This is a genomic window from Pedobacter ginsenosidimutans, from assembly GCF_001442625.1.
Lineage (GTDB): Bacteria > Bacteroidota > Bacteroidia > Sphingobacteriales > Sphingobacteriaceae > Pedobacter > Pedobacter ginsenosidimutans.
This window is the reverse complement of the sequence record NZ_LMZQ01000024.1, coordinates 1-25610: the sequence shown is the minus strand read 5'-3', so window position 1 is coordinate 25610 and position 25610 is coordinate 1. Positions and strand designations below refer to the sequence as shown.

The 25610-nt window shown below is 37.0% G+C and carries 25 protein-coding genes; 11 read left to right on the top strand and 14 right to left on the bottom strand.

The annotated features are described in order from the left end of the window. Positions 1-25 precede the first annotated feature (25 nt). Both ASU31_RS20910 and ASU31_RS20905 read right to left on the bottom strand, forming a co-directional pair. Positions 26-970 carry a phosphoribosylaminoimidazolesuccinocarboxamide synthase gene (locus ASU31_RS20910; protein ID WP_057934215.1) on the bottom strand — a complete coding sequence of 315 codons (945 nt, stop codon included), beginning with the start codon at positions 968-970 and terminating at the stop codon, positions 26-28. A 125-nt stretch (positions 971-1095) separates the two neighbouring features. Next, complete coding sequence (locus ASU31_RS20905) at positions 1096-2055, bottom strand: PhoH family protein (protein WP_057934214.1); 960 nt, start codon at positions 2053-2055, stop codon at positions 1096-1098. A 103-nt stretch (positions 2056-2158) separates the two neighbouring features. Between ASU31_RS20905 and ASU31_RS20900 the strand changes: the two genes are divergently transcribed. The 3 genes from ASU31_RS20900 (at position 2159) to ASU31_RS27755 (ending at position 3840) form a co-directional block, all read left to right on the top strand. Continuing rightward, complete coding sequence (locus tag ASU31_RS20900) at positions 2159-2938, top strand: SAM hydrolase/SAM-dependent halogenase family protein (RefSeq protein ID WP_057934213.1); 780 nt, start codon at positions 2159-2161, stop codon at positions 2936-2938. A 175-nt stretch (positions 2939-3113) separates the two neighbouring features. Beyond that, positions 3114-3638, top strand: coding sequence for a hypothetical protein (locus ASU31_RS20895; RefSeq protein WP_057934212.1), 525 nt, complete (start codon positions 3114-3116; stop codon positions 3636-3638). 55 nt (positions 3639-3693) lie between these two features. After that, positions 3694-3840, top strand: a complete 147-nt coding sequence (locus ASU31_RS27755; RefSeq protein ID WP_167346221.1) for a hypothetical protein — start codon at positions 3694-3696, stop codon at positions 3838-3840. Between the two features lie 51 nt (positions 3841-3891). On the opposite strand, the gene ASU31_RS20890 is transcribed toward ASU31_RS27755, so the two are convergent. From ASU31_RS20890 to rpsO, 6 genes are all read right to left on the bottom strand, one after another. Then, positions 3892-4842, bottom strand: a complete 951-nt coding sequence (locus ASU31_RS20890; protein WP_029275138.1) for a D-2-hydroxyacid dehydrogenase — start codon at positions 4840-4842, stop codon at positions 3892-3894. A gap of 77 nt (positions 4843-4919) precedes the next feature. Next, positions 4920-5993: a 3-phosphoserine/phosphohydroxythreonine transaminase gene (gene serC / locus ASU31_RS20885; protein ID WP_057934211.1), complete on the bottom strand. Its 1074-nt coding sequence runs from the start codon at positions 5991-5993 to the stop codon at positions 4920-4922. 211 nt (positions 5994-6204) lie between these two features. Beyond that, entirely contained in the window at positions 6205-8631 is a 2427-nt protein-coding gene (locus tag ASU31_RS20875) for a TonB-dependent receptor (protein ID WP_057934209.1), read from the bottom strand. Positions 8632-8718: 87 nt separating this feature from the next. Further along, a complete protein-coding gene (gene rpe, locus ASU31_RS20870) occupies positions 8719-9390 on the bottom strand; it encodes a ribulose-phosphate 3-epimerase (protein WP_057934208.1) in 672 nt (223 codons plus the stop codon). Between the two features lie 293 nt (positions 9391-9683). Next, entirely contained in the window at positions 9684-11819 is a 2136-nt protein-coding gene (pnp, locus tag ASU31_RS20865; RefSeq protein ID WP_057934207.1) for a polyribonucleotide nucleotidyltransferase, read from the bottom strand. 176 nt (positions 11820-11995) lie between these two features. Next, a complete protein-coding gene (rpsO, locus tag ASU31_RS20860; RefSeq protein WP_029275143.1) occupies positions 11996-12280 on the bottom strand; it encodes a 30S ribosomal protein S15 in 285 nt (94 codons plus the stop codon). A 330-nt stretch (positions 12281-12610) separates the two neighbouring features. Between rpsO and ASU31_RS20855 the strand changes: the two genes are divergently transcribed. Then, entirely contained in the window at positions 12611-13009 is a 399-nt protein-coding gene (locus ASU31_RS20855; RefSeq protein WP_157258163.1) for a hypothetical protein, read from the top strand. Between the two features lie 104 nt (positions 13010-13113). Here ASU31_RS20855 and ASU31_RS20850 read toward each other — a convergent pair whose 3' ends face one another. Together ASU31_RS20850 and ASU31_RS20845 are read right to left on the bottom strand one after the other, a co-directional pair. Then, a complete protein-coding gene (locus ASU31_RS20850; protein ID WP_057934205.1) occupies positions 13114-13590 on the bottom strand; it encodes a hypothetical protein in 477 nt (158 codons plus the stop codon). Positions 13591-13597: 7 nt separating this feature from the next. Then, complete coding sequence (locus ASU31_RS20845) at positions 13598-13801, bottom strand: hypothetical protein (protein ID WP_057934204.1); 204 nt, start codon at positions 13799-13801, stop codon at positions 13598-13600. A 113-nt stretch (positions 13802-13914) separates the two neighbouring features. Here ASU31_RS20845 and ASU31_RS20840 point away from each other — a divergent pair, with 113 nt between their 5' ends. From ASU31_RS20840 to ASU31_RS20820, 4 genes are all read left to right on the top strand, one after another. Continuing rightward, positions 13915-14334: an acyl-CoA thioesterase gene (locus tag ASU31_RS20840; RefSeq protein WP_057934203.1), complete on the top strand. Its 420-nt coding sequence runs from the start codon at positions 13915-13917 to the stop codon at positions 14332-14334. 324 nt (positions 14335-14658) lie between these two features. Then, positions 14659-16083 carry an MATE family efflux transporter gene (locus ASU31_RS20835; RefSeq protein ID WP_057934202.1) on the top strand — a complete coding sequence of 475 codons (1425 nt, stop codon included), beginning with the start codon at positions 14659-14661 and terminating at the stop codon, positions 16081-16083. Positions 16084-16371: 288 nt separating this feature from the next. Then, positions 16372-18159 carry a translation elongation factor 4 gene (gene lepA, locus ASU31_RS20825; protein ID WP_029275149.1) on the top strand — a complete coding sequence of 596 codons (1788 nt, stop codon included), beginning with the start codon at positions 16372-16374 and terminating at the stop codon, positions 18157-18159. Positions 18160-18276: 117 nt separating this feature from the next. Continuing rightward, positions 18277-19158 (top strand): bifunctional 5,10-methylenetetrahydrofolate dehydrogenase/5,10-methenyltetrahydrofolate cyclohydrolase, encoded by an 882-nt coding sequence (locus tag ASU31_RS20820; RefSeq protein WP_057934200.1) that lies wholly within the window; start codon positions 18277-18279, stop codon positions 19156-19158. A 140-nt stretch (positions 19159-19298) separates the two neighbouring features. On the opposite strand, the gene ASU31_RS20815 is transcribed toward ASU31_RS20820, so the two are convergent. Next, positions 19299-19634 (bottom strand): Rieske (2Fe-2S) protein, encoded by a 336-nt coding sequence (locus ASU31_RS20815; protein ID WP_029275153.1) that lies wholly within the window; start codon positions 19632-19634, stop codon positions 19299-19301. A gap of 107 nt (positions 19635-19741) precedes the next feature. Between ASU31_RS20815 and ASU31_RS20810 the strand changes: the two genes are divergently transcribed. The 3 genes from ASU31_RS20810 to ASU31_RS20800 are packed head-to-tail and all read left to right on the top strand — an operon-like array spanning position 19742 to position 22729. After that, positions 19742-20365, top strand: coding sequence for a 7-carboxy-7-deazaguanine synthase QueE (locus ASU31_RS20810; protein ID WP_057934199.1), 624 nt, complete (start codon positions 19742-19744; stop codon positions 20363-20365). 37 nt (positions 20366-20402) lie between these two features. Next, positions 20403-22289: an OmpA family protein gene (locus ASU31_RS20805; RefSeq protein ID WP_057934198.1), complete on the top strand. Its 1887-nt coding sequence runs from the start codon at positions 20403-20405 to the stop codon at positions 22287-22289. A gap of 23 nt (positions 22290-22312) precedes the next feature. Then, a complete protein-coding gene (locus ASU31_RS20800) occupies positions 22313-22729 on the top strand; it encodes a DUF6526 family protein (RefSeq protein ID WP_057934197.1) in 417 nt (138 codons plus the stop codon). A gap of 203 nt (positions 22730-22932) precedes the next feature. Here the strand turns inward: ASU31_RS20800 and ASU31_RS20795 are convergent, their stop codons facing one another. From ASU31_RS20795 to ASU31_RS20785, 3 genes are all read right to left on the bottom strand, one after another. Beyond that, positions 22933-23649 (bottom strand): YqjF family protein, encoded by a 717-nt coding sequence (locus ASU31_RS20795; RefSeq protein ID WP_057934196.1) that lies wholly within the window; start codon positions 23647-23649, stop codon positions 22933-22935. Between the two features lie 2 nt (positions 23650-23651). Next, positions 23652-24464, bottom strand: a complete 813-nt coding sequence (kdsA, locus tag ASU31_RS20790; protein ID WP_057934195.1) for a 3-deoxy-8-phosphooctulonate synthase — start codon at positions 24462-24464, stop codon at positions 23652-23654. 81 nt (positions 24465-24545) lie between these two features. Continuing rightward, positions 24546-25610 (bottom strand): RQC domain-containing protein (locus tag ASU31_RS20785; protein WP_209435029.1); only part of this gene is annotated, 1065 nt, incomplete at its 5' end.

The following is a 25610-nucleotide window of genomic DNA, read 5'->3' as shown; positions in this document are numbered from 1 at the left end:
ACTAATGTATAAATTTCTTTCGAATTTAAAGTGTTTCTAAAGCCTTTAAAACATTGGTTTCAATGCGGCTAGAAATGGCATCAGCATCAGCTTTTATAAAGGTCTCTCCTACAATTTGTTCGTAAAGTTCGATGTAACGTTCTGAAATTGAATTCACAATTTCAGGTGTCATTTCTGGCACAACCTGACCATCTTTTCCCTGAAAACCATTTTCGATTAACCATTTTCTTACAAACTCTTTCGAAAGTTGCTTTTGTGGCTCATCTGAATTTTGGCGTTCCTGATATCCATCAGCATAAAAATAACGTGAAGAATCTGGTGTATGTATTTCGTCGATTAAATAGATTACGCCATCGGCTGAGCCAAATTCGTATTTCGTATCCACCAGGATCAATCCGCTTTTTGCAGCAATCTCAGTTCCACGTTGGTATAGTGCGTAAGTATATTCTTCTAATTTTTCGTAGTCCGTTATAGAAACAATGCCTTTTGCTAAAATATCTTCTTTTGAAATGTCTTCATCATGCCCTACCGAAGCTTTTGTAGTTGGAGTAATAATGGGCTGAGGTAATTTATCGTTTTCTTTTAATCCATCAGGTAAAGAAACACCACACACCGAACGTTTTCCTGCACTATATTCGCGCCAGGCATGACCAGCCAAGTAACCCCTAATTACCATTTCTACTTTAAATGGCTCGCAAATACGACCAATCGTAACCATTGGATCTGGCACATCTAAAACCCAGTTAGGAACGATATCCTGGGTTGCGGTTAAAAATTTAGCTGCAATTTGGTTTAATACCTGTCCTTTAAATGGAATAGCTTCAGGTAATACTACATCAAAAGCAGAAATACGGTCTGATACCACCATCACCATAAATTGGTCGGCTATAGTGTATACATCGCGAACTTTACCTTTATAAAAATTACTTTGATTTGGGAAATTGAAATGAGTTTCTTTTAGTGCTTTCATGAGGGGATAAAAATAGGAAAAAAGTCCGAAAGTCCGAAGACAGGAGTCGGATGATAAAGTGTAAAAAACAAAAGTCCGAAGTAGTTCTATTGTAAGACCTAAACTTCTGACTTCTGACCTCCGACCTACTGAATATCGCCGTAAGCTTTCAGGATATCTTTCACCAATTTATGTCTTACCACGTCTTCGCCACTTAAGTAAATAATATCAATACCTTTAATATCTTCTAAAATCCTTAAGCCGTTAAATAAACCCGACATCTGTTTTTTAGGCAGATCGATCTGCGTTACGTCGCCAGTAACAATAAATTTAGCAGTTGGCCCCATACGGGTTAAAAACATTTTTAACTGCATATCGGTCGCATTTTGCGCCTCATCTAAAATCACGAAACAGTTATCTAAGGTACGTCCGCGCATAAATGCCAATGGCGCAATTTCTATCGTACGGTTTTCGATGTAGAATTTCAATTTCTCTGCAGGGATCATATCGTCCAATGCATCGTATAATGGACGTAAATATGGATCGATTTTTTCTTTTAAATCGCCAGGTAAGAAACCAAGGTTCTCCCCTGCTTCAACCGCCGGACGGGTTAAAATAATCCGTTTAATTTCTTTATTCTTTAATGCCCTAACAGCCAAAGCTACGGCAGTATATGTTTTTCCTGTTCCGGCGGGGCCAATGGCAAATAAGATATCATTTTTAGCAATACTGCTTACCATTTTGCGCTGATTTGCAGTTCGTGCCTTAACCAAAAGGCCGTTTGTGCCAAAAACAATTACCTCTCCACCGCCTCCGGTAGGTTGTTCTACATCTTTTTTTACTACACCGGCTGCCTTTGCACCCAGTATAGATTCTACATCGTTATTGGTAAGTGAGCTATATTTCTCGAGGTGTGCTATAAGCTGGTTAAACTTATCCTCGAAAGTCTTAAGTTCCTGTTCATCACCGAGAACCTTAACATCACTACCTCTCGCTACCAGTTTCAACTTCGCGAAAGCACCTTTAATCATTTCGTAATTCTCGTTATTCGGCCCCCAAAAGTGAGCAGGATTTACGGTATCCAGAGTTAATTTTAATTCGTTCAAACTGTAGTATTTTAAAAAGTTATCGGGGTATATTAATTAAAATTTGAATATTTGCAGACGCTTAGGCCTGTACACAAGAATAAGCAATAATAATGAATTTTTAATGGGGATAATTACTTTAACAACAGATTTAGGTTCAAAAGATTTTTACCAGAGTGCCCTTAAAGGTAGTCTGTTGAGTCTTATGCCTAATGTTAATTTAGTTGATATTACCCACGAGGTTCCATCATTCAATATTTCGTACGCAGCCTTTGTGTTAAAAAACGCTTATCCTTACTTTCCAAAGAACACGGTGCACTTAATAGGTATCGATTCCGTGTACAGTGAAAACACCAAATATATTGCTGTAAAGCACCGTGATCACTTTTTTGTAGGCGCTGATAATGGTATTTTTTCCCTTCTTTTTGATGATATTCCGGAAGATGTAGTAGAGCTGAACATTATGCAGGATTTGAAATATCTTCACTTCCCTTTGGTTGATATTTTTGTTAAGGCAGCCACGCATTTGGCTAAAGGTGGCAAACTGAAAGACATCGGTTTACCTGTAGCAGAAATTGAACAGAAGATGCTTTTACATCCTGTGATTGAACGAGATGTGATCCGAGGAAGTGTGGTATATATTGATACTTTTTGCAATGTAATCACCAACATTACTAAGGACCTTTTTACCAAAATACAGAAGAACAGGGATTTTACTTTATACTTTAGAAAAAGCGAAACCATTACGCAATTGAGCTGGCATTACAACGAAGTGCAGGAAGGTGAAAAACTTTGCCTGTTCGGAATTAGTAACCATTTGGAGATTGCGATTAATAAAGGTAAAGCAAGTGGTTTATTGGGTTTACATTTAGGTGATATTGTACGGGTTGAATTTCATCCTTAGTTTTTAGTTCAGTAGTTCATTGGCACAATGGTTCATTAGACACGGTGCCTAAACAATCCAATTTGCATACCCGCCTTCTCGAAAGCAGCATGGCCAGTTGCAAACCAATCAACCAATGACTCATGAACCAATCGACCAAGCAAAACAACTTCCATCCTTTTCACGTTTATACCGCATGAAGAAATATTTTTATTTGTTTATTATTTTATTGCTGAACTTGCATGCCTTTGCAGAGCAAGATACCGCTGCCTATGTTGCACAGCGTGCTAAAGTAAATTCATTACTTGTAGAAAGAAGTACTAAGTTTGGTCAGTATGATGAAAGTTTAAATCAACGAACTGGAATATTTGGCTGGCAAACCAAACGTGATATTAAAAATTCCAATGAAATTCTTCGTCAGGTAGTTTTAACTGACAACAATATCTTCAAAGAGCTAAAGGTATTAATGGATTATAAAGATTTGCAGAACCGGCAGAAAGTAGCCGTGGCGGATAATTCTCAGGAACGAATGGAACGTTATATGCAAACCATTAAAAAACTGCAGGATCAGAATGTACAGCTTAAAGAAGATTTAGAGAAAAAGAATAAAGGAGGTTTATCAACCTACATCATCGTCTTTTTGATTTTAGTGATGGCAGGTGGATTTTATTTCTTCAGCAAAAAACTTCAGGAGTATAAAACTGCTAAAATCGGCTCTTAAAATTACAATTGGATATTAGCAGCTTTTCGTAACCATTAAAAACAATAGACAAATTATGAAAAAAGGACTGTTTAAAATCTTGGTGAAGATAAATAAGGCACTTTTACCAAGTTTGTATAAAAAAGATCCGAATAAACTTACTGCTTTTCAGAAGGCGATTTTGGGGTATCGCTATTGGGCGCTAACGAATGCGTTAGATTAGAATATAAAGACCTTATAGGTTTTCAAAACCTATAAGGTCTAGATTTATTTATTATTTCTTAAAATGCTCAATAATCAACGTTGCCAATTCCGTACCAATACGTTCTTGCGCTTCGTTGGTTGATGCACCAATATGTGGTGTTAATGAGATTTTTGGATGGGTTAAAATTTCTGCCAATGGTGTAGGCTCGTTATCGAAAACATCTAAACCAGCAAAAGAAACTTTACCAGAATTTAGTGCTTCAATTAAAGCTGGCTCATCAATTGTTCCACCGCGTGAACAGTTTACAATACCTACTCCGTTTTTCATTTTAGCAAATTCTTCTGCACCTAAAATTGGTTTATCGGCAAATGGAGTGTGTAAACTAAAGAAATCACTCCCTGTAATTACCTCATCTAAAGAAACCGTTTTAATTGGAATACTTACTGATTTTCCACCTTGGAATTCTAAAGTGATTTCAGATTCTGAAGGATATAAATCGTAAGCCAAAACGTTCATACCTAAGCCTAAAGCCACTTTTGCAGTAGCGCGGCCGATACGTCCAAAACCGATAATACCGATGGTTTTACCGCTTAATTCAGTTCCTTTAGCATAGGCTTTTTTCAAGTTATTGAATTGGGTTGAACCTTCTACAGGCATTTTACGGTTGGCATCTTGTAAGAATCTGATACCCGTAAATAAGTGAGAAAATACCAATTCAGCAACAGATAATGAAGATGCAGCTGGTGTATTTACCACATTAACACCTTGACTACGCGCGTATTCTACATCGATATTATCCATGCCTACCCCACCTCTACCAATTAATTTGATATTGGGTACAGCATCAATTAATTCTTTTCTAACTTTTGTTGCACTACGTACAGTAATGGCATCATAGTTTTTTAATGCTTCAGCTAATTTATCCTGAGGAACGGTTTCAGTATCAACCTGGAAACCTGCTTTTTCTAATAATTCTTTTCCGATCGGATCAATCCCATCGTTTGCTAATATTTTAATCATTGTATGTATGATTGCACAGATTTGATTGATTACAGCGATTAAATAATCGCTGTAATCATCTGTGGTTAAAATTTAAATTAATTTGCTTTTGCTTGTTGTTCTTCAAATACCTGCATGGCATCTACTAATGCATGTACGCTTGTAATTGGTAATGCATTATACATCGATGCACGGAAACCACCAACACTTCTGTGTCCTTTAATACCCACAATACCTTGCTCTTCAGCGTATTTCAAGAATGGTTTTTCCAATTCTGGGTTTTCCATTACAAAACAAACATTCATTCTAGAGCGGTCTTCAACTGCGCAAGTTCCTTTAAATAATGGATTACGGTCGATCTCTCTGTAAAGTGCTTCTGCTTTTTGTTTGTTTTCTTTTTCAATCTCAGCAACGCCACCTTTCGATTTTAACCAACGTAGATTTAATAAAGCTACATAGATTGAGAAAACCGGAGGTGTATTGTACATCGAATCGTTATCGATATGTGATTGATAGTTCAACATAGATGGAATTTTACGGTCAATTTTGCCTAAAACCTCATTCTTAACAATAGCGATGGTTAAACCAGCAGGACCTACATTTTTTTGAGCTCCAGCATAAATTAAATCGAATTTAGAAACATCGATTACACGGCTCATAATATCAGAAGACATATCGCAAACAACCGGAATGTTTGTTTTAGGTACTTCGAAAAGCTCAGTTCCGTAAATGGTATTGTTTGAAGTATAGTGGAAATAAGCACTATCGGCAGGAATTTCAAAATCCTTTGGAATGAAAGTATAGTTCGCATCTTTAGACGAAGCAACTACATTCACATTACCTATAAATTTAGCTTCTTTTAATGCTTTGGTTGCCCAAACACCAGTATCTAAATAACTTGCTGTTTGTCCATCGCCCAATAAATTCATCGGAACCATTGCAAACTGTAAACTTGCACCACCTTGTAAAAATAAAACGGAATAACCCGATGGCACATTTAATAATTCCTTTACCAACTTATCAGCTTCAGCAACAACTGCCTCAAATTCGGTTGTTCTGTGCGAAATTTCTAAAATTGATAATCCATCGTTAAAATCTAAAACAGCCTGAGCTGCTTGTTTAAACACTTCTTGAGGTAAAATACAAGGGCCTGCGCCAAAATTATGCTTCATCTTATTATATAATGTTTTATGGGCGTAAATGTAAAATTTTTAAAGCAGTTATGCCCATAAAATCGTATCATAAAAAATTAAATTTTGTTAAAAATCTCGATAAAATTGAGAGTTTTGTTGCAGTTTTTGCAAAAAAATTCGTTAATCAGAAAGACAAAAAGATAAACACTAATTTTTGTCAAACCTATCAGGTTTTTAAAACCTGATAGGTTTATGGCTTATTCTTTAACTTCACAATCAACTTCAGGTTAAATTGCCTGCCTGTTAAATAATTTGGAATGGCATATTGCACATTATCTACATCCTTTAGCCATAAGTATGAAACTGTATTGTCGATATTCAGCATATTAAAAACCTCAAAGAACAGAATAACTGAACTGAAATTTTTGTCCAAAAATTTGGGTTTGTGCAAAGCGGCGTCATCAAGGAAATCTTTAGAGAAACCAATATCTACCCGCTTATATGATGGGATAAAAAACTTATCTAAATACCGTGGTGTTTGCGATGGACCAATTGGTAACCTTGAACCATAAAGTGCATTTAAGTGTACTTTATAAGTTGGACTATTTAATAATTTATCCTGGAAAAATATAGAGAAATTCAAACGCTGATCAGTTGGTCTTTTTAAATAACCAGGATAAATTGTAGTTCCATTCTGGATATAACTATCTCCAGTAATATCTTCATTGGCGTGCATAACCGACATTCTGAAATAAGAAACCAGATCCTTAACAAACTCGCCACCTATACTAAAATCGGCACCATAAGCATAGCCGCGAGAGACTTCATTCGCCAGGTATCTAATTCTCAGGTTATCTATTTTATACGGAATCAATCGGTCAGAATATTTAAAATATGCCTCAGAAGTAAACTTCAATCGTGTTCCAAAAGCATCAAAAGCATATTCATAACCTAACGAAGTATTGTAAGAACTTTGCGCTTTTTGATCGATATTTAGTATGCCCGAAAAATCGCGGATAGTACGATATGAAGGTGGCTGCTTATAAACACCAGCAGAAAACCTTAAAATTTTATTGTTCGAATTAGGCCTGTAAGCAATTAACATCCTCGGACTGATTAACAACTGTTTACTCAACGAACTGTATGTAGCACGTGCGCCCAATTGCAGTTCTGCCGAATTTGAAAGCGAATAACTATCCTGAATGTAAGCACTGTAGTTTTTGATATCGATATTATTTTGCACGTTAATTACATTTTGCAAAGTGATATTTTTCGAATTGTTTGGCAAAATGAACCCGGCAGAATCAGTATAGTTATACTCGTTTAATTGGTCGTTATATTTCGAATTGTCGAATTTTATCCCCCAGGAAAAAACATGGTTATTAAAGTTCTGGTCAACTTTAATTTCGGATGCAAAAATTTGCGTATTCAGGCTATTTCTTCCATAGTTATAATAGCTGCCAATCCCTCTGTTTCTCTTGATCACACCAAAATTTTCAGGAGAAAAGGTATTATCTACTTCATCGAAGGTATAACTTCCGTTAATATCGAAACGCTCCCTTTCAATGGTGTTGAAATAGCTATTGATAAACTTGATCACCAGGTTGGGCTTAGGAGAATAAGTAGCAGTTATGGCGCTACCTAAAGTTTGGTAATCGTCTATTTCTTGTCCGGTATAATCTACATTTAGTCTTAATGTAGTACTTAATGTTCCGAACTGGGTTTCTCTATTTGTGGGTACCAATTTAAACTGACCGAGGTTAAAGCTCCCCAAAAAACTGATATTGAATTTTGATGAAAAATCATATTGATACAGCAATTGTGCATCAGCAAAATTGGGGTTATAGCTCCCTTTTTCATCCTGTTTAATCAGCACACTCGAATTGTTTTTATAGCGTAAACCAGCCAATAGGAAGCTGCTTTTGAATATCTTTTTGGTTGTTAACGAAGTATTTAAAAGACTGGTACTAAAGATGGTTTGATTACTATCCGGTTTATCGTATTTAATATCTAAGATTGAAGAAAGTTTATCGCCATATTTTGCTTCAAAACCACCTGCTGAGAATTTTGCTTTACTCACCAAGTCCGAATTGATAAAACTTAGTCCCTCTTGTTGTCCATTGCGGATCAATACTGGTCGGTTAATTTCTACATCGTTGATGTAAATCAGATTTTCATCGAAGTTACCTCCCCGAACGCTATACTGGGCACTTAATTCGTTATTTGTAGATACACCTGGGAGGGTTTTGAGCATGGTTTCAAAATTCCCGGAAACCAATGGCATTGATGAAATATCTGCAATATTAATCGTAGTGGTGTTACTTAACTGATTCTGTTTATTGGTAATATTAACCTGTGCTAATTCATTAATATTGGCTATTAAATTTACCTGTTTGATAATCCGTGCCCCTGAGCGCTCACTAAACTTTATAGTTTGTGGCTGATAACCTAAAAGCGAATATTTAATGCTAAAGGTTTTGGATTTTGAATAAATGGTATATACACCAAATTCATCAGTAACCGTTGATTGTGCCTGCCCTAAAACGATTACCGTAACCTGTGCTAAGGGTAACTTTTCATCGCTATAAACTATTCCTGAAACCCTAACTAAAGGCTGTGCCACAGCAAAACCGCAACCAGCAATTAAAAGGAGAAGGATTAGCCGAAATTTGAGCATTTTTAGTATCAAAAGACAAAGGTATCAGGTGTTAAGACTGTATGCGCCCCATCCTAAAAACAATTTAGCAATAAAACATTTAACAATTTAAATATTTATAGTGCTAGTTGTCAAGCTTTTCATTTTAGAAATAGTTTCCGTCGGATTATCTGTTGCGAAAATTGCATTTCCGGCCACGAAAGCATTGGCACCTGCTGATACTAATGTAACAATATTTTGTAAACCAACACCACCATCAACCTCGATAATTAAGTTTTCGTTTACCCCTTTAATTAAGGCCTTTAAATCCTTTATTTTCTTATAGGTATTATGGATGAAAGCTTGCCCACCGAAACCAGGATTAACCGACATAATGAGTACCAGATCTAAGTCTTCGATTACATCCTGTAATAAAGTTACTGGCGTATGAGGATTTAGCGCTACACCAGCTTTGCAGCCGGATGCTTTAATTAACTGAATAGTTCTATGCAGATGTGTGCAGGCTTCGTAATGTACCGTAATTCTGTCCGCTCCTGCTCTGGCAAAATCTTCGACATATTTATCAGGCTCAACAATCATTAAATGTACATCCAGAGGTTTCTTAGCATGTTTTTTTACAGCAACCATTATAGGGAAACCAAAAGAAATATTTGGAACGAAAACACCATCCATCACATCAACATGGAACCAATCGGCCTCACTGTGGTTAATCATTTCAATATCACGCTGTAAATTGCCGAAATCGGCAGAAAGTATGGATGGGGCAATGATGTATTTCATTTCTTTTATAATTCCGTCATTGCGAGGCACGAAGCAATCTTTTAAAAATAGCCTACTTGAAGATTGCTTCGTGCCTCGCAATGACGATTTGTTTATACGATTTACTAAGAATGCAAGTTACGAAAGAAGTCCGAAAGTTTTTAGTCAGAAAGACCAAAGTTAAATTTTTAAATAAAACAAAAACCCTTCCAGTAAAAACTGAAAGGGTTTTATTATTTGTGTCCGTCACCCTGAATTTATTTCAGGGTCTATTAAACAGATGCTGAATCAAGTTCAGCATGACGTATCGATCATTACGCTTGTGGCGCAGCGGGTTTTTCTGGTCTTGGCAATAAAACTTTACGGGAAAGTTTCATTTTACCTTGTTTATCGATGTCTAATAATTTAACCTCGATTTTATCACCTTCTTTTAATACACCGTCCATAGTTTCTAAACGTTCCCATGAAATTTCAGAGATGTGCAATAAGCCATCTTTACCTGGCATAACTTCAACAAATGCACCGAATGGCATAATTGATTTTACTTTACCCTGGTAAACTTCGCCGATTTCTGGCTTAGCTACGATATTACGGATACGGGTAACCGCTGCATCAATAGCTGCTTTGTTATCTGCAAATACTTCTACAATACCCTTACCGTCAACTTCTTCGATAGAGATTGAAGCACCGGTTTCGCGTTGCATTTCCTGGATAATTTTACCTCCTGGGCCGATAATTGCACCGATAAATTCTTTATCAATAGTTAAAGAAACAATACGTGGCGCATGTGGTTTGTAATCTTCATTAGGTGTGCTGATGGTTTTCTTCATCTCGTTTAAGATGTGTAAACGACCATCTTTAGCCTGTAACAAAGCTTTAGTTAAAACTTCATAAGATAAACCATTGATTTTTAAGTCCATTTGACAAGCAACGATACCATGTTCAGTACCAGTTACTTTAAAGTCCATATCACCTAAGTGATCTTCATCACCTAAAATATCAGAAAGGATTGCATATTTACCAGTTTTCTCATCGGTAATTAAGCCCATTGCGATACCTGAAACTGGAGATTTGATTTTAATACCTGCATCCATTAATGCTAATGTACCAGCACAAACAGTTGCCATTGATGATGAACCATTAGATTCTAAGATATCAGAAACAACACGGATAGTATAAGGATTTGCTTCACCTTGAGGCAATACTTTTTTTAATGAACGTTGTGCTAAAGCACCGTGACCAATTTCGCGACGGCCAGCGCCTCTGTTTGGTCTAACCTCACCAGTTGAGAAACCAGGGAAATTATAGTGCAATAAGAACTTGTTGTAACCATTAAAGAAAGCACCATCAATCATTTGCTCATCATCTTTGCTACCTAAAGTAACTGAAGTTAATGATTGTGTTTCGCCACGTGTAAATACTGCCGAACCGTGAGCAGCAGGTAAATAACCAACTTCACTCCAGATCGGACGGATTTCGGTAGTCTTACGACCATCTAAACGGATACCTTCATCTAACAATAGGTTTCTGATAGCATCATACTGAACATCATGATAATAATGTTTAGCCATCGCTTTAGTTAAATCTGCAGTATCTTCTGGCATTGCCTCGAAGAATTCGTTAATGATCGCAGTGAAACCTTCTTTACGAACATCTTTATTGCCACCAGCTTTTGCTACAGCATAAACTTTATCGTAAGTATCAGCATAAACCTTAGCTTTTAAATCAGCATCATGGTCTTCGTGGCTGTATTCGCGTTTAACGGTTTTGCCAGTAGCCTCAGTTAATTCAACTTGAATAGCACATTGAACTTTAATTGCATCGTGTGCAAATTTTAAAGCCTCAACCATTTCGTCTTCCTGAATTTCATCACACTCACCTTCAACCATACCTATATCGTTAGCCGAGCCAGCAACCATAAACTCTAAAGTTGCACGCTCTAACTGGCTAGCTAATGGATTGATTACCAATTTACCATCAATTTTAGCAACACGTACTTCAGAAATTGGACCGTTGAAAGGAATATCAGATACTGATAATGCAGCTGATGCTGCTAAACCTGCTAAACAATCAGGCATAATATCTTTATCAGCAGAGATTAAAGAAATCATCACCTGTGTATCAGAGTGATAATCACTTGGAAACATTGGGCGTAAAGCTCTATCCACCAAACGAGAGATTAATACCTCGTAATCGGATAATCTTGCCTCACGACGTAAAAAGCCTCCTGGAATACGACCAGTAGCCGCATATTTTTCCTGATAATCAACCGATAAAGGTAAAAAATCAGTACCTGGTTTAGCACCAACAGTTGATACGACAGTTGCTAACAACATGGTATCGCCCATTTTTACTACAACCGAACCATCAGCTTGTTTAGCCAATTTACCGGTTTCAATTTCTACAATTCTGCCATCGCCCAAATCGAACGATTTTTTTATTACATTCATTTAAATAGAATTATGGTGTGTTTTCCTCTTTCTACACACCGTTGTTTATATATGTATTTGTTTTTGCAAACGAAGATAGGATTAAAAAAGCCTATCTATAATAAAACCCGTTAAAAAAATAACAGGGAATTAAAAAGCCATTCCCTAAAGAATGGCTTTTATTGATAAACTTGCGCTTATTTTTGTTTGATGATATCACGAAGCGATAAAGCTTTGATGATAGCACGATAGCGCTCAATATCTTTTTTGTATAGGTAAGCCAAAATACCGCGGCGTTTACCTACCAATTTTTGAAGTGACAACTGGGTAGAGAAATCTTTACGATTTTTCTTTAAGTGTTCTGTTAAGTGCGCAATACGGTATGTAAATAACGCTACTTGACCTTCTGCAGAACCAGTGTTGGTTTCTACTTTGCCGTGTTCTTTAAAGATTACAGCTTTTTTCTCTGGACTTAAATACATTCTTGAATAATATTAAAGCAATAAAAAATTAATTAATTGTGGCGCAAAGATAAGGCTATTTTTATTTATAAGCAAGTGCTTGTTGTTTATAATATTATCTTGTTTTAGAAATATTTATCATCTTATAGGTTCAACAACTGATATTTTCTATTTTAGATTGATTTTACAACCTAATGAGATATGCCGAAAGCTCAAAATAAGCCCAAATTATCATTAAACACTGTGGTTGGTTTGTGTGCCATTGTAACCAGTGTTTGTGCCATTATTATAACTCTATATCAAACCAGGTTGCAAAAGGTTCAGCAGTATGCATCTGTAAAACCACTGCTTATGAGTTATTCAAATAGTTTTTCTGACATCAAAAAAAACGGTGAAGATAATTATCATTATGAATTTCTGATTGTAAATCAAGGCTTAGGTCCCGCCTTAGTATTCGATTATAGTTTTTATTACAAAAATAAACGTTATGAGAATGTAGCTGAAATTCTTAAACAAATAAAAAAGGATAACAAATTAGCCTCTACCAAATCTGTAGTGCTGACTAATCTTTGGAAAAACGAAATTTTGCCTGTCGGCGAAAAGTTAAGTCTGATAAACATAAATGATGAGCGCCTTGGGCCACTTGTAGAAAAAGCCAATATTAAAATTATGGTTCAATATAAATCGCTTTACGGGCAGGAATGGCGTTTTATCAGTAATGATAAAGCTGAACCAGAGGAAATTAATTAAATTTAATTGTCAATTATCATTTTTAGAAAAGCAAATTTGGTTTTTCACCGCTTGCTGCCCTCTCGCCCTAAGTCCGGTTTAGGAACAAAGACGTTGCAATTAACTTAATTTCTTTTATTAATGCGCTCTAATTCCAAAACGTCCAATTGATCTTTAGGTCTGTTTGTTGCCCGCTTATTGTCTAAAAGGTGGTTATAATGAAGAAATCTGGCTTTAATTCCATTTATTTCATCAACTGTAGCCATTTCAAAATACTCATTAAATTTCTGTTTATCCAACCCAGGGATATCGGTCATTAGATCTGCATACATGCCATCATCCATTAAGACTTCACAATAGCCTGCTATAATTGGAACGTCTAACAACATATCGTACCGGCCGTAACCCATTTTATCTAAAGCGTAAATAAGGTTTTGCCTGTTCTCTTTTGTGTCTTTTAAGTAGATATCTAAATCGCCTGTAGTACGGTTATAACCATATCGGTTAACGGCAAAGCCGCCAACAATTAGATAATTGACGTTAAAATGCTCAAATGTTTCTAATAACAAAAGCATTTCAGGATTTTCTTTATCAAAAGACATAAACCAATTAAATTGATGGCTTACGGATTACAAGCCCTTTGCCTTGCGGAGATTTTAGTGGCTTGCCGCCATTCATGGTAACCGAAATATTATTAAGCTGCAGAACGCTAAAAAAACGCTGCTCAGGGGTGCGACTCAAATAAATAGCATCGCGTTCCTCAACAATTGTTTCGCGTGGAGTATTGATATCATATAGTTTGAGTTTTCCCATTTCATATCAAAAATACGAAAAATTGTCAAGTAATACATTACACCATGTTCACATTTGTCAAGTAATACTTTACATTCAGTCATTATTAATACTTTTGCACAAAACATTTACCCTTGGAAAAAAATCAATACAGCATTTTTGAAAGTGAATTACGTGTTCGTCCGGATGATATCGATATGTTTAACCACGTACACAACAGTAAATACTTAGATTATGTACTGGCAGCACGTTATGAGCAAATGGAAAAATTCTATGGCATGCCTTGGGAGCATTTTACCAAACAGGGGCTGGGCTGGGTTGTAAGCCATGTTGACATTAATTTTAAACGCCCACTGCTAATGAACGACCTAATGCTAATCAGGACGGGGATTTTAACGATGAACGATAAAGGTTGTTCGGTTCAGTTTGAAATCATTAATCAAAAAACTGGCAAGGTGGCTTCAGATGGCATTTTTGATTATGTATTAATTGATCTGGGGACAGGCCGTGGAACAAAGGTTTCAGAAGAAATGATTAAAGCATACAGTATATAAGTCTTCGACTACGCTCAGACTGACAGCTATTAAAATAGTCTCCGTGATAAAAAACAGTCGAAAATCCAACCCTGATGGTCTGTGAGACACGGATCATGGATCAACGATAAAAAATTAATCACTTCAATAAAAATTAGTCATCTAAATTTGACAATTCGAAATTTTATCTATCTTTGTTGCATCAAAAAGACCAGAGCCATGATAGTATCTGCAATCCGTTTGAGGTTCTAAATAACCGAGGATTCCCTCCTATTTCAATTTTTAGATATGTACGCTAAAAAGGCGTATCATTGGTTTATACATTACACTTTATTTTATTATTATATGTCACAATCAACAAAGACGCAGGGCAAACTTTCGTCTTTTTTCGATATTCTTGTTCAATCTTTAAAAGGGCACGAAGTTGATTTAACTTCAATTAGTATCAAACGCGCAATTATTTTATTGGCTATTCCAATGATGCTCGAAATGGCTATGGAATCGGTTTTTGCCTTAGTCGATCTATATTTTGTTGGCCATTTAGAAAATAGTAGTCATGCTATACAAACCGTTGGTTTAACGGAATCTGTGTTAACCATTATTTACTCATTGGCCATCGGGTTGAGTATGGCAGCAACAGCGGTGGTTGCCAGGAGAATTGGTGAGAAAAATCCAGAAGCAGCATCAAAAGCTGGTATGCAGACGATTTTAATTGCGGTTTTAGTTAATATGATAATCAGTATTCTAGGCTTAATTTACGCAAGAGATATTCTATTGCTCATGGGTGCTTCAACTGAAACAGCTGATCAAGGCGTTCCGTTTGTTCGGATTATGATGGGAGGAAGTATTATTATTGTTCTCTTATTCCTAATCAATGGGATTTTTCGTGGTGCAGGTAATGCGGCCATCGCAATGCGGAGTTTGTGGATCGCCAATATTGCGAACATCATCCTCTGCCCTATTTTTATTAATGGTTTTGGGCCAGTACCGGCATTCGGTTTAACGGGCGCTGCAATTGCCACCACCATTGGTCGTGGTTTAGGGGTTACTTATCAGGTTTACAATCTGTTTAGTGGTAAAAACATATTAAAAATACGCATTAGTCACTTCTTGCCTGATTTTACCCAGATAAAAGCGATCGTTAAGATTGCCGCTCCAGCTATTTTCCAGTTCGTAATTGCAAGCTGTAGCTGGGTGTTTTTGGCAGAGCTTGTTGCCACTACTGGTGGTGATACAGGATCGGCAGGTTACCAAACAGCACTACGGTTGATGATGTTTTTTATGTTACCAGCCTGGGGCTTAAGCAATGCAGCTGCTACTTTGGTTGGACAAAATTTGGGCGCAGGCCATATAGATCGTGCTGAAAAGTCGGTATTCCAAACCTTGAAATACATTATTATTTTCATGGCAGTTGTAAGTGTACTGTTCTTAACCTGTGGGCATTTGTTCGCGGCATTTTTTACATCAGATGAAAATGTGATTGCCGTTGCAAGCAAAGCTTTAAAAATTTTAAGCATTGGTTTTGTCATTTATGGAGCTGCAATGGTATTCAGTAGTGCGTTTAATGGCGCTGGCGATACCTGGACACCTACCAAAATTAATGTTTTTGCCTTTTGGTTGTTCCAGATTCCTTTGGCTTACTTTTTGGCCAAATTTTTTGAAATGGGCCCAACAGGTGTTTTTATTGCCATCCCAACAGCGGAAGCAGGTATTGCGATAGCTGCCTATATCTTGTTTAAAAAGGGTAAATGGAAAAAAACGATGGTTTAGGTTAAACCTATACAGAATTTAACCACAGATGCACACAGATAAACATAGGTAAGATAGCTGTGTGCATCTCTTTTATCTTTTACTCAATTTTTATAATCCGTACTAATAAATTTTTAAAAGCACTACTGTCTCTGATAAAATAAACCTGATTGGAGCGTACACGGAGTAAAGGGGAAAGCAGGTCTACAGTAATAGAAAAGCCACTGTACCTGCTTTTCAAATCATAGTGCTTGGAGTAGATATTTTCTAGATTAAAAATTACCTTAAAAAGCATATCTTTGCGCAAAGATGAAGCATATACGTAATTTTTGCATTATTGCACATATTGACCATGGTAAAAGTACCTTGGCTGATAGGTTATTAGAATATACCGAGACAATTTCAAAGCGTGAGGCGCAGGCACAATTGCTCGATAACATGGATTTAGAGCGTGAGAGAGGCATAACAATTAAAAGTCATGCCATACAAATGAACTATAAAGTAGGTGATATTGAATATAATTTCAACCTGATTGATACACCTGGACACGTAGATTTTTCGTACGAAGTTTCGCGTTCTATCGCTGCCTGTGAGGGTGCATTGCTTATTGTCGATGCCTCGCAAGGTATTCAGGCACAGACCATTTCGAACTTATATTTAGCACTTGAACACGACCTTGAAATTATTCCGATTTTAAATAAAATGGATTTACCTGGGGCAATGCCTGAGGAAGTAAAAGACCAGATTATTGATTTAATTGGATGTAAACGAGAAGATATTATTCCTGCATCGGGTAAAACCGGTATGGGTATCCCTGATATTATCCAGGCAATTGTTGACCGGGTTCCAGCTCCGGTTGGTGATCCGGAAGCGCCTTTGCAAGCTTTAATTTTCGACTCTGTTTTCAACTCATTCAGAGGAATCATCGCTTATTATAAAGTAGTAAACGGCGAAATTAAAAAAGGCGATAAAGTTAAATTTATCAATACTGGAAAAGAATACCTGGCTGATGAAGTCGGGATTTTGAAACTAGATATGTCACCGCGCAGTGTGGTAAAAACCGGAGATGTTGGTTACATTATTTCTGGAATTAAAGAAGCCAGAGAGGTTAAAGTTGGTGATACAATTACGACTGTGGCGAGGCCTTCACTAGATGCCATTCAAGGTTTCGAAGAGGTTAAACCAATGGTTTTTGCAGGTATTTACCCTGTTGATACGGATGAATTTGAAGAACTTCGTGAAGCGATGCACAAGTTGCAACTGAACGATGCTTCTATCGTTTTCGAGCCTGAAAGTTCTGCAGCATTAGGCTTTGGTTTCCGTTGTGGTTTCTTAGGAATGCTGCATATGGAAATTATCCAGGAGCGTTTAGAACGCGAGTTCGACATGACTGTAATTACAACGGTTCCCAACGTATCGTACATTGCACACACTACAAAAGGTGATGAGTTTATCGTAAATAATCCATCTGATTTGCCAGATCCAAGTAAATTGGATTCTGTTGAAGAACCTTACATTAAAGCAAATATTATTACCAAGGCTGACTTTGTTGGTCCAATAATGTCGCTTTGTATCCAAAAACGAGGAGCGATTATTAATCAGTCATATCTAACGTCAGACAGGGTTGAATTGGTTTTCGAAATGCCAATGGCCGAAATTGTATTCGACTTCTATGACAGGTTAAAAACACTTTCTAAAGGATACGCTTCGTTTGATTATCATCAAATTGGTTATCGTAAATCTGATTTGGTACGATTAGATTTATTGTTAAACGATGAGCCTGTTGATGCGTTATCATCTCTGATCCACCGTAGCAATGCTTACGATTTCGGAAAGAAAATTTGCGAAAAGTTAAGAGAATTAATCCCTCGTCAACAATTCGAGATTAAAATACAGGCTTCTATTGGTGCCAAAGTTATTGCCCGCGAAACATTGAGTGCTTTACGTAAAGATGTAACGGCTAAATGTTATGGTGGTGATATTTCCCGTAAGCGTAAGTTATTGGAGAAACAGAAAAAAGGTAAAAAACGTATGCGCCAGGTTGGAAACGTAGAGATTCCACAAAGTGCATTTATGGCGGTTTTGAAATTAGATTAATACATAGTATCAAGATACCAGTATTAGGTATCAAGATAAAAATATAGTTAAAGCACAGTGATGATTGAGTTGACCATTGGTCTTGATACTTGATTCTCACTACTCGATACTTTTAGAATGAAATTATTAGACGGTAAATACGTATCAGAAAAAGTTAAAGTTCAAATTGCAGAGGAAGCTGCCGAATTTTTAAATAAAAGTGGTCGCAAGCCACACCTAGTTGCCATTTTAGTTGGCAATGATGGTGGTAGCGAAACTTATGTGGCCAGTAAGATGAAAAACTGTGAAAAAGTCGGTTTCAAATCTTCACTTCACAGATATGACAACTCAGTAACAGAAGCTGAGTTATTGGCGAAAATTGAAGAAATTAATCAGGATGAAGATGTAGATGGCTTAATTGTTCAATTGCCTTTGCCAAAACACATTGATCCGGAGAAAGTTACTGAAAAGATCGATCACCGTAAAGATGTGGATGGTTTCCACCCGGTAAATTTGGGTAGAATGATGCGCAACCTGCCTTGCTTTATCCCGGCTACACCTTATGGTATTCTATTGATGTTACAAGAGTATGGTATCGACACTACAGGAATGCACTGTGTTGTTGTTGGCCGTAGTAATATTGTAGGTAGTCCAATGAGCATTTTAATGGCCCGCAATGCCAATCCGGGCAATTGTACCGTAACACTTACCCACTCACGTACCAAAGATTTAAAAGAACAGGTTCTCCAAGCTGATATTGTGATTGCCGCTATTGGTAAAAAGAATTTTGTTACGGCTGATATGGTAAAACCTGGCGCCATTATTATCGATGTAGGTATTAACCGCGAAACCTCTGCCGAAACCAAATCTGGCTTTAAGTTATATGGTGATGTAGATTTCGAAAACGTAGCACCTAAGGCTTCATACATTACGCCTGTTCCTGGTGGTGTGGGTTTAATGACTATTGTTGGTTTATTGAAAAATACTTTAGCATCGGCTAGAAAAGAGATATACGCTTAGCGGTAGAAGGTTGAAAGGTGGAGGGTTTAAGGTAAACCCATTGCAGAAGAAATATCAAAGGCGGTTCAAGAAATTGAGCCGCTTTTTTTGTTAGGCGGGAATTCACCAATAAACTAATGACAAATGAATTAGTGAACCAATCACCCCCAAAGTTTACTCCACCAGCTTTCTTCAAAACCGATATAGAGGCCATCTTCGCGTAATTCCGTTGGATAGATGTTGATATAGTCACCTTGTCCCTCTGCTCCCCTTCCCGTGGTTAAACTGTATTCGTACCGATGGATTGGACAAACCAGGTGCCCGTTTTTGCACCAGCCACCACTAAAATGCCCTCCAGCATGCGGACAATGCGATTGGGTTGCGGTAATTTTGTCTTCATTATTAATCAAACAAATTTGTTTTCCCGCAACTTCAATTGTTTTAATTGTATCAGGACGGGGTATTTGATTATTATTTAGCGCCTTAAACCACTTCATACAGCTAAAATACGGCAAATAAATATCAGTCTTATTTCATCTTTGCATTAAATTTTAAAAGAGGAACAGCATCACCATATTTTTTTAGGATATTTGCATCCTCAAAAATGAAACAAGATATACCAGAAGACGGCACATTACTTCCTTTAATGGAAGAATTTTATACCATACAGGGCGAAGGATTTAATACTGGTAAAGCAGCTTATTTTATCCGTTTAGGGGGCTGCGATGTAGGCTGCCATTGGTGCGATGTGAAAGAAAGCTGGGATGCCGAAATGCACCCACTTACGGCTTCAGATGTAATTGTTGAAAACGCCGATAAATTCCCTGGTAAGGCTGTTGTAATTACCGGTGGTGAACCCTTGATTTATAACCTGGATTATTTAACCAACAAATTAAAAGAAAGAGGTATTCTTACCTTTATCGAAACATCTGGTGCTTACCCTCTTTCTGGAAATTGGGACTGGATCTGTTTATCACCAAAGAAATTTAAAGCACCAAGGCCGGATATTACGCCTTTTGCGCACGAATTAAAAGTGATCGTTTTTAACAAAAGCGATTTTAAATGGGCTGAAGAATACGCGGCGATGGTATCTCCTACCTGTAAACTATATCTCCAGCCCGAATGGTCTAAATCAAAAGAAATTACACCATTAATTATTGATTATGTAATGGCAAACCCAAAATGGGAAATTTCATTACAAACGCACAAATTTTTAAATATTCCTTAAAAACAATACATTAGCTTTATAACCAAATGTTAATGTAATGAAATTTCGCTTAGTCCTCTTCTTTAGCATACTGAGTATTTATTGTTTTGGGCAAAGCTCCCTGAATAAAAAAGCACAGGTTTTTTTTGAGAAAGCAGGTCCATTTATTGATAAATTGGATTATGCTGCTGCCGAACAGGTATTAAAAAGTGCAGTTGAAGCTGATCCGTTATTTCAAAATGCCTACATTGTGCTTGCTGGCGTTTATAAAACACAAAAAAAGTATGCTGATGCCAAAGCCGCTTACGAAAAAGCCATATTGATCAATAAAACGGTAGCTCCGGCTGTAATTTATGGCTTGGCTGAAACCGAATTTGCAAGTCAGGATTATTTAAAATCGAAACAGCATTTTAATGAATTTTTGATATTAGATCCTTCATCTGATAGAGCAAGAAGAGCAAAGAAATATCTTTTAGATTGTGATTTCGCTGCCACAGCAATTAATAAACCCGTAAAATATAGTCCAACAAATTTAGGTGAAGGTGTAAATACAACAAATGCTGAGTACTTTCCTTCCATAACTGCTGATGGCGAAACCTTGGTTTTTACCCGCCAGGTAAATGGTAATGAAGATTTCTGGACATCACAGCTTAAAAACAGTAAATGGGATGTCGCTACTCCCTTATCCAGCAAAATAAATACTGCCCGATACAATGAAGGGGCGCAAACCATTTCACCTGATGGGAAGTACCTTTTTTTTACTGGATGCAACCGACCGGATGGTCTAGGTAGATGTGATATTTATGTTTCACACCGTGAAGGAAAAGATTGGGGTGAACCTTATAATATTGGCAAACCCGTTAATTCAGAATATTGGGAATCACAACCGGCAATCAGTCCTGATGGAAGAACTTTGTATTTTATAAGTAACAGACCGGGCGGATCTGGAGGTTACGATATCTGGAAAAGCACCATTACCGATGATGCCAAATGGGGACCAGCCATTAATCTTGGTCCAGATATCAATACCGCTTTCGATGAGAACACCCCTTTTCTACATGTAGACGGTAAAACCTTGTATTTTTCTTCTGATGGTTGGCCAGGTTTCGGAAACAAAGATATTTATTACAGCCGGCAGGAAAATGATGGTAGATGGCAAAAGCCCACCAATATGGGGTATCCGATCAATTCTTATGAAGATGAAAGTGGTTTGGTAGTAAGTGCTGATGGAAGTTTCGGTTTGTTTTCTTCGAATTTAAAAGGAGGATTTGGTTTACAGGATATTTATAGCTTTGGAATTCCTGAAGTTGCTAAACCGCTCAAGATTTCTTATGTAAAAGGAATAGTAAGAGACCGGGATACTAAAAAAACGATCGAAAGTAATGTTCAGGTGGTAGATTTGAAAAGCAATAAAACTGTTTTCGATGATTATACTGATCCAGAAACCGGTCAGTTTTTAGCGGTAATGCCTGTTGGGAGCAATTATCTGTTTAATGTAAATGCCGAAGGTTACATGTTTTACTCTGAAAACTTTGAGCTCAGGGCAGGAGATATCAATAAACCTTACCAGATTGAAGTTTACATCGAGAAAATAAAACAAGGTGGAAATGTAACCTTAAGAAATATTTTCTTTGATACCAATAAGTTTAATCTTTTGCCCGCCTCTATCCGTGAACTGGATCTGCTTATTGATTTTTTGCATCAAAATGAAAACGTACAAATTGAAATTCAAGGACATACCGATAATGTTGGCGATGATAAACTGAATGAAAAGTTATCTTTTAACCGTGCAAATGCAGTTTACGAGTACCTGATCAAAAAGGATATTGATGCGAAAAGACTTACTTTTAAAGGATTCGGAGCAAGTAAACCGATTGCTGATAATAAAACTGAATCAGGAAGAAAAAACAATCGTAGAACCTCGTTCGTGATTACTAAAATATAAAGTATTACTTAGAAAAACTCAAGATGTCTCAGCATTACGGAAACCACAAGAGGTTTTATCCTCCTTTTCATTTTTTTACAATACCCTTAGCGGTTTTAGGATTAGGTTTTGCCATTTATTGTTGCATAGCCATACCTACTATAATTACGGGTCTGCTTGTGCTTGCATTTTTCCTGATAGCGATTATAGCTGTAATGGCACGGATGTTTGCACTTAAGGCACAGGATAGAGCTGCAAGAGCCGAAGAAAAGTTGCGTTATTACATTCTTGCTGGTAAAGCACTTCCGAGTGAGCTGAGGATGGGGCAAATTATGGCTTTACGTTTTGCTAGTGATGAAGAATATTTGGCTTTGGTTGATAAAGCTGTGGCTGATAAGTTATCTCCTGATAAGATTAAAAAAGCCATTAAAAACTGGCGCGGAGACTATCATAGGATATAATGGTAACTCCTTCATTCCAAACATGTTGACGAAGGCACTGGACTGGAAATGCTCAATAAAAGATTATCATCTCGACTGAAGTGCAATCCCGAACTTTCGGGAGAGAGATCTTTCAGCAAAATTATTAATTGAATTAAAAAGATCTCTCCTCTGAAGGAGTTCCTTTAGAACACTACTGTCGAGATAACGATTTAGCTTAGCTATTAGAACTTCTTTCCTTTTAGTACCCTTATTTCAGAGCCTTCGGCCAAGAATACAGAATCAGGCTTAGCTTCGTTTAAAAAAGAAAAATCATTTCCGTAGTTAATTCCGAAATCCACATCAATATTATACTTTTTTACTGGATAAGCTTGCCAGCGCGGATGCTCCACACCATATTCAGATGTTTTATTCGCTCCGATTTTGGTGTAGCCCCAATAATGTTCCGTAATAAATTCTTCTTCGCTACCAATTTGTATTTCTTCTACCTTTGAAGAAGCTATAACTGAAAAATTATGCCAGTTTCGGTTCTTCCAGCGATAATCTACCTCAAGCTGATGTTCTTGTTCAATCCAAACATGTTTCATCGGAAATGTTTGGTAATTCTCCTTATAAATGGTGTTAGCTACAAAGGTGATGGCAGGCTTTGGTACAAATTCTTTAATAAATACCACTCCTCTTTTCCACGTATCTCCATCTTTAAATTTAACATAGAACCTTAAGTTAACCTCTTCAAAATTGGTATAGAAGGGAATATTAAAGCCTAGGAGTTTAACATCAACAAACATGAAGCCAACTAAACTCACATAATACTTGCCCTGCCAATCATCCAGTACAGTATGTGCAGGCAAGTATTTCGAAAGTATTTCTTTATCTACAGCATACTGAGCCAAAGCCAGTTTACGCCATTCGGCAGTGAGAAATACTTTCGGATTATTCAAGATTATAATATAGCTTGTCTGATTCGGATCAGTTTGGTTAATGTTTCTTCCAACAGGTCTAAATGTAACATATTGGCACCATCCGATTTTGCATTTGCAGGATCAGGGTGTGTTTCAATAAATAAGCCATCTGCTCCTACTGCAATTGCTGCTTTAGCAATAGTCGAAATCAATTCTGGTTTACCACCAGTAACACCACTGCTTTGATTAGGCTGTTGTAAGGAATGTGTGCAATCCATCACTACCGGAACGCCGAAACCCTGCATTTCGGGTAAACCACGGTAATCAACAATCAGGTCCTGATAACCAAAAGTATTACCTCTATCTGTTAAAATCACTTTGTTGTTTCCGGCTTCTTTTACCTTCTCAACTGCAAATTTCATAGAACCTGCAGAAAGGAACTGGCCTTTTTTAACGTTTACTACTTTTCCGGTTTCGGCTGCAGCAATTAACAAATCAGTTTGACGACATAAAAATGCAGGAATCTGCAATACATCTACATAAGCAGCTGCCATCTCGGCCTCGCCACTTTCATGGATATCGGTAACGGTTGGCACACCAAATTCTCTACCAATACGTTCTAAAATGCGTAAAGCTTTTTCATCGCCAATGCCTGTAAAAGAACTTCCTTTACTTCTATTTGCTTTTCGGTACGAACCTTTAAAAATATATGGAATCTGAAGTTTATCAGTAATTGTAATAATCTTTTCGGCAATTCTCATGGCAATATCCTCGCCTTCAATAGCGCATGGACCAGCCATTAAAAAGAAATTTCCTGAATCTGTATTTTTTAATTTATCTAAATAGTTAAGCATAGTTGAGATGGGAGATGTGAGGCATGAGATTGAGATCTGAGTTTGTCTCAAATCTAGTTTCTCCTATCTCACACCTAATTTTTAATTTCCTAGTTCTGACATGAATTTAATCCGCATCAATTGAATTTCTTCGCGGGTATAATCGGTTTCGCCTAATTCGTTAAGTGCTTCATCGATAGAATCGCTTTCAGCTGCTCTGAAATAGTCGAATACTTCATCCTGTCTATCATCATCAATTACTTCATCAATGAAATAATTTAAGTTCAGTTTAGTACCAGAGTTTACAATCGATTCTACTTCTTTCAGAATTTCTTCGTAAGTGATACCTTTCGAATCGGCAATATCTTCCAAACCAATCTGTCTGTCGATATTTTGAATGATCGAAACCTTCATCTGCGATTTATTGGCCTGAGTTTTAATAATCAAATCGATAGGACGTTCGATATCGTTATCCTCCACATATTTTTTGATCAGTTCAATAAAAGGTGTCCCGAATTTCATCGCTTTACCCGAACCTACACCAGAAATCTGGCGAAGCTCTTCCATCGTAATCGGATAATGTGTGCACATTTCCTCTAAAGATGGATCCTGGAAAACGACAAATGGTGGAACGCTTTTTTGCTTCGCGATTTTTTTGCGCAGATCTTTAAGCAAGGATAAAAGATGGGTATCTAAAGCACCTGTACCCTGTTTTACATCATCATCATCATCGTCAGCACCGTTCTCTATTGGTTCGTTTAGTATGAATTTAAGGCTATAAGGGTTGATAATAAAATCTCTTCCCTGTTTGGTTAACTTTAATAAACCGTAATTATCAATGTCTTTAAAAAGGTAATTATTTAAAACAGCCTGGCGGATAATCGATTTCCACATCAGTTCGCCTTCTTCTTTACCGATTCCAAATTCAGGAATCTTGCTGTGTTCGTAAGCAATGGTCTGAGCGGTTTCTAAACCTAAAAATACGTTTAACAAGTGTGCATCATCAAATTTTTCACCCGATTTTTCGATAAATTTCAAAACGGTTAACAATTGACTTTCCGCATCAAATTGCTTTTTAGGCTTTTTGCAGTTATCACACATGCAGTTACAGCCTGTTTCGTTAAAATTTTCACCGAAATAATGAAGGATCTGCTTTCGTCGGCATAC

What these genes read in the sequence shown, in the direction of transcription:
- ASU31_RS20815 (WP_029275153.1), bottom strand. Translation starts at nt 19,634, where the DNA reads ATGAAGTGGTTTAAGGCGCTAAATAATAATCAAATACCCCGTCCTGAT.
- ASU31_RS20845 (WP_057934204.1), bottom strand. Translation starts at nt 13,801, where the DNA reads ATGGGAAAACTCAAACTATATGATATCAATACTCCACGCGAAACAATT.
- ASU31_RS20890 (WP_029275138.1), bottom strand. Translation starts at nt 4,842, where the DNA reads ATGATTAAAATATTAGCAAACGATGGGATTGATCCGATCGGAAAAGAA.
- lepA (WP_029275149.1), top strand. Translation starts at nt 16,372, where the DNA reads ATGAAGCATATACGTAATTTTTGCATTATTGCACATATTGACCATGGT.
- rpe (WP_057934208.1), bottom strand. Translation starts at nt 9,390, where the DNA reads ATGAAATACATCATTGCCCCATCCATACTTTCTGCCGATTTCGGCAAT.
- ASU31_RS20900 (WP_057934213.1), top strand. Translation starts at nt 2,159, where the DNA reads ATGGGGATAATTACTTTAACAACAGATTTAGGTTCAAAAGATTTTTAC.
- ASU31_RS20850 (WP_057934205.1), bottom strand. Translation starts at nt 13,590, where the DNA reads ATGTCTTTTGATAAAGAAAATCCTGAAATGCTTTTGTTATTAGAAACA.
- rpsO (WP_029275143.1), bottom strand. Translation starts at nt 12,280, where the DNA reads ATGTATTTAAGTCCAGAGAAAAAAGCTGTAATCTTTAAAGAACACGGC.
- serC (WP_057934211.1), bottom strand. Translation starts at nt 5,993, where the DNA reads ATGAAGCATAATTTTGGCGCAGGCCCTTGTATTTTACCTCAAGAAGTG.
- ASU31_RS20805 (WP_057934198.1), top strand. Translation starts at nt 20,403, where the DNA reads ATGAAATTTCGCTTAGTCCTCTTCTTTAGCATACTGAGTATTTATTGT.
- kdsA (WP_057934195.1), bottom strand. Translation starts at nt 24,464, where the DNA reads ATGCTTAACTATTTAGATAAATTAAAAAATACAGATTCAGGAAATTTC.
- ASU31_RS20800 (WP_057934197.1), top strand. Translation starts at nt 22,313, where the DNA reads ATGTCTCAGCATTACGGAAACCACAAGAGGTTTTATCCTCCTTTTCAT.
- pnp (WP_057934207.1), bottom strand. Translation starts at nt 11,819, where the DNA reads ATGAATGTAATAAAAAAATCGTTCGATTTGGGCGATGGCAGAATTGTA.
- ASU31_RS20810 (WP_057934199.1), top strand. Translation starts at nt 19,742, where the DNA reads ATGAAACAAGATATACCAGAAGACGGCACATTACTTCCTTTAATGGAA.
- ASU31_RS20835 (WP_057934202.1), top strand. Translation starts at nt 14,659, where the DNA reads ATGTCACAATCAACAAAGACGCAGGGCAAACTTTCGTCTTTTTTCGAT.
- ASU31_RS27755 (WP_167346221.1), top strand. Translation starts at nt 3,694, where the DNA reads ATGAAAAAAGGACTGTTTAAAATCTTGGTGAAGATAAATAAGGCACTT.
- ASU31_RS20820 (WP_057934200.1), top strand. Translation starts at nt 18,277, where the DNA reads ATGAAATTATTAGACGGTAAATACGTATCAGAAAAAGTTAAAGTTCAA.
- ASU31_RS20875 (WP_057934209.1), bottom strand. Translation starts at nt 8,631, where the DNA reads ATGCTCAAATTTCGGCTAATCCTTCTCCTTTTAATTGCTGGTTGCGGT.
- ASU31_RS20895 (WP_057934212.1), top strand. Translation starts at nt 3,114, where the DNA reads ATGAAGAAATATTTTTATTTGTTTATTATTTTATTGCTGAACTTGCAT.
- ASU31_RS20855 (WP_157258163.1), top strand. Translation starts at nt 12,611, where the DNA reads ATGAGTTATTCAAATAGTTTTTCTGACATCAAAAAAAACGGTGAAGAT.
- ASU31_RS20910 (WP_057934215.1), bottom strand. Translation starts at nt 970, where the DNA reads ATGAAAGCACTAAAAGAAACTCATTTCAATTTCCCAAATCAAAGTAAT.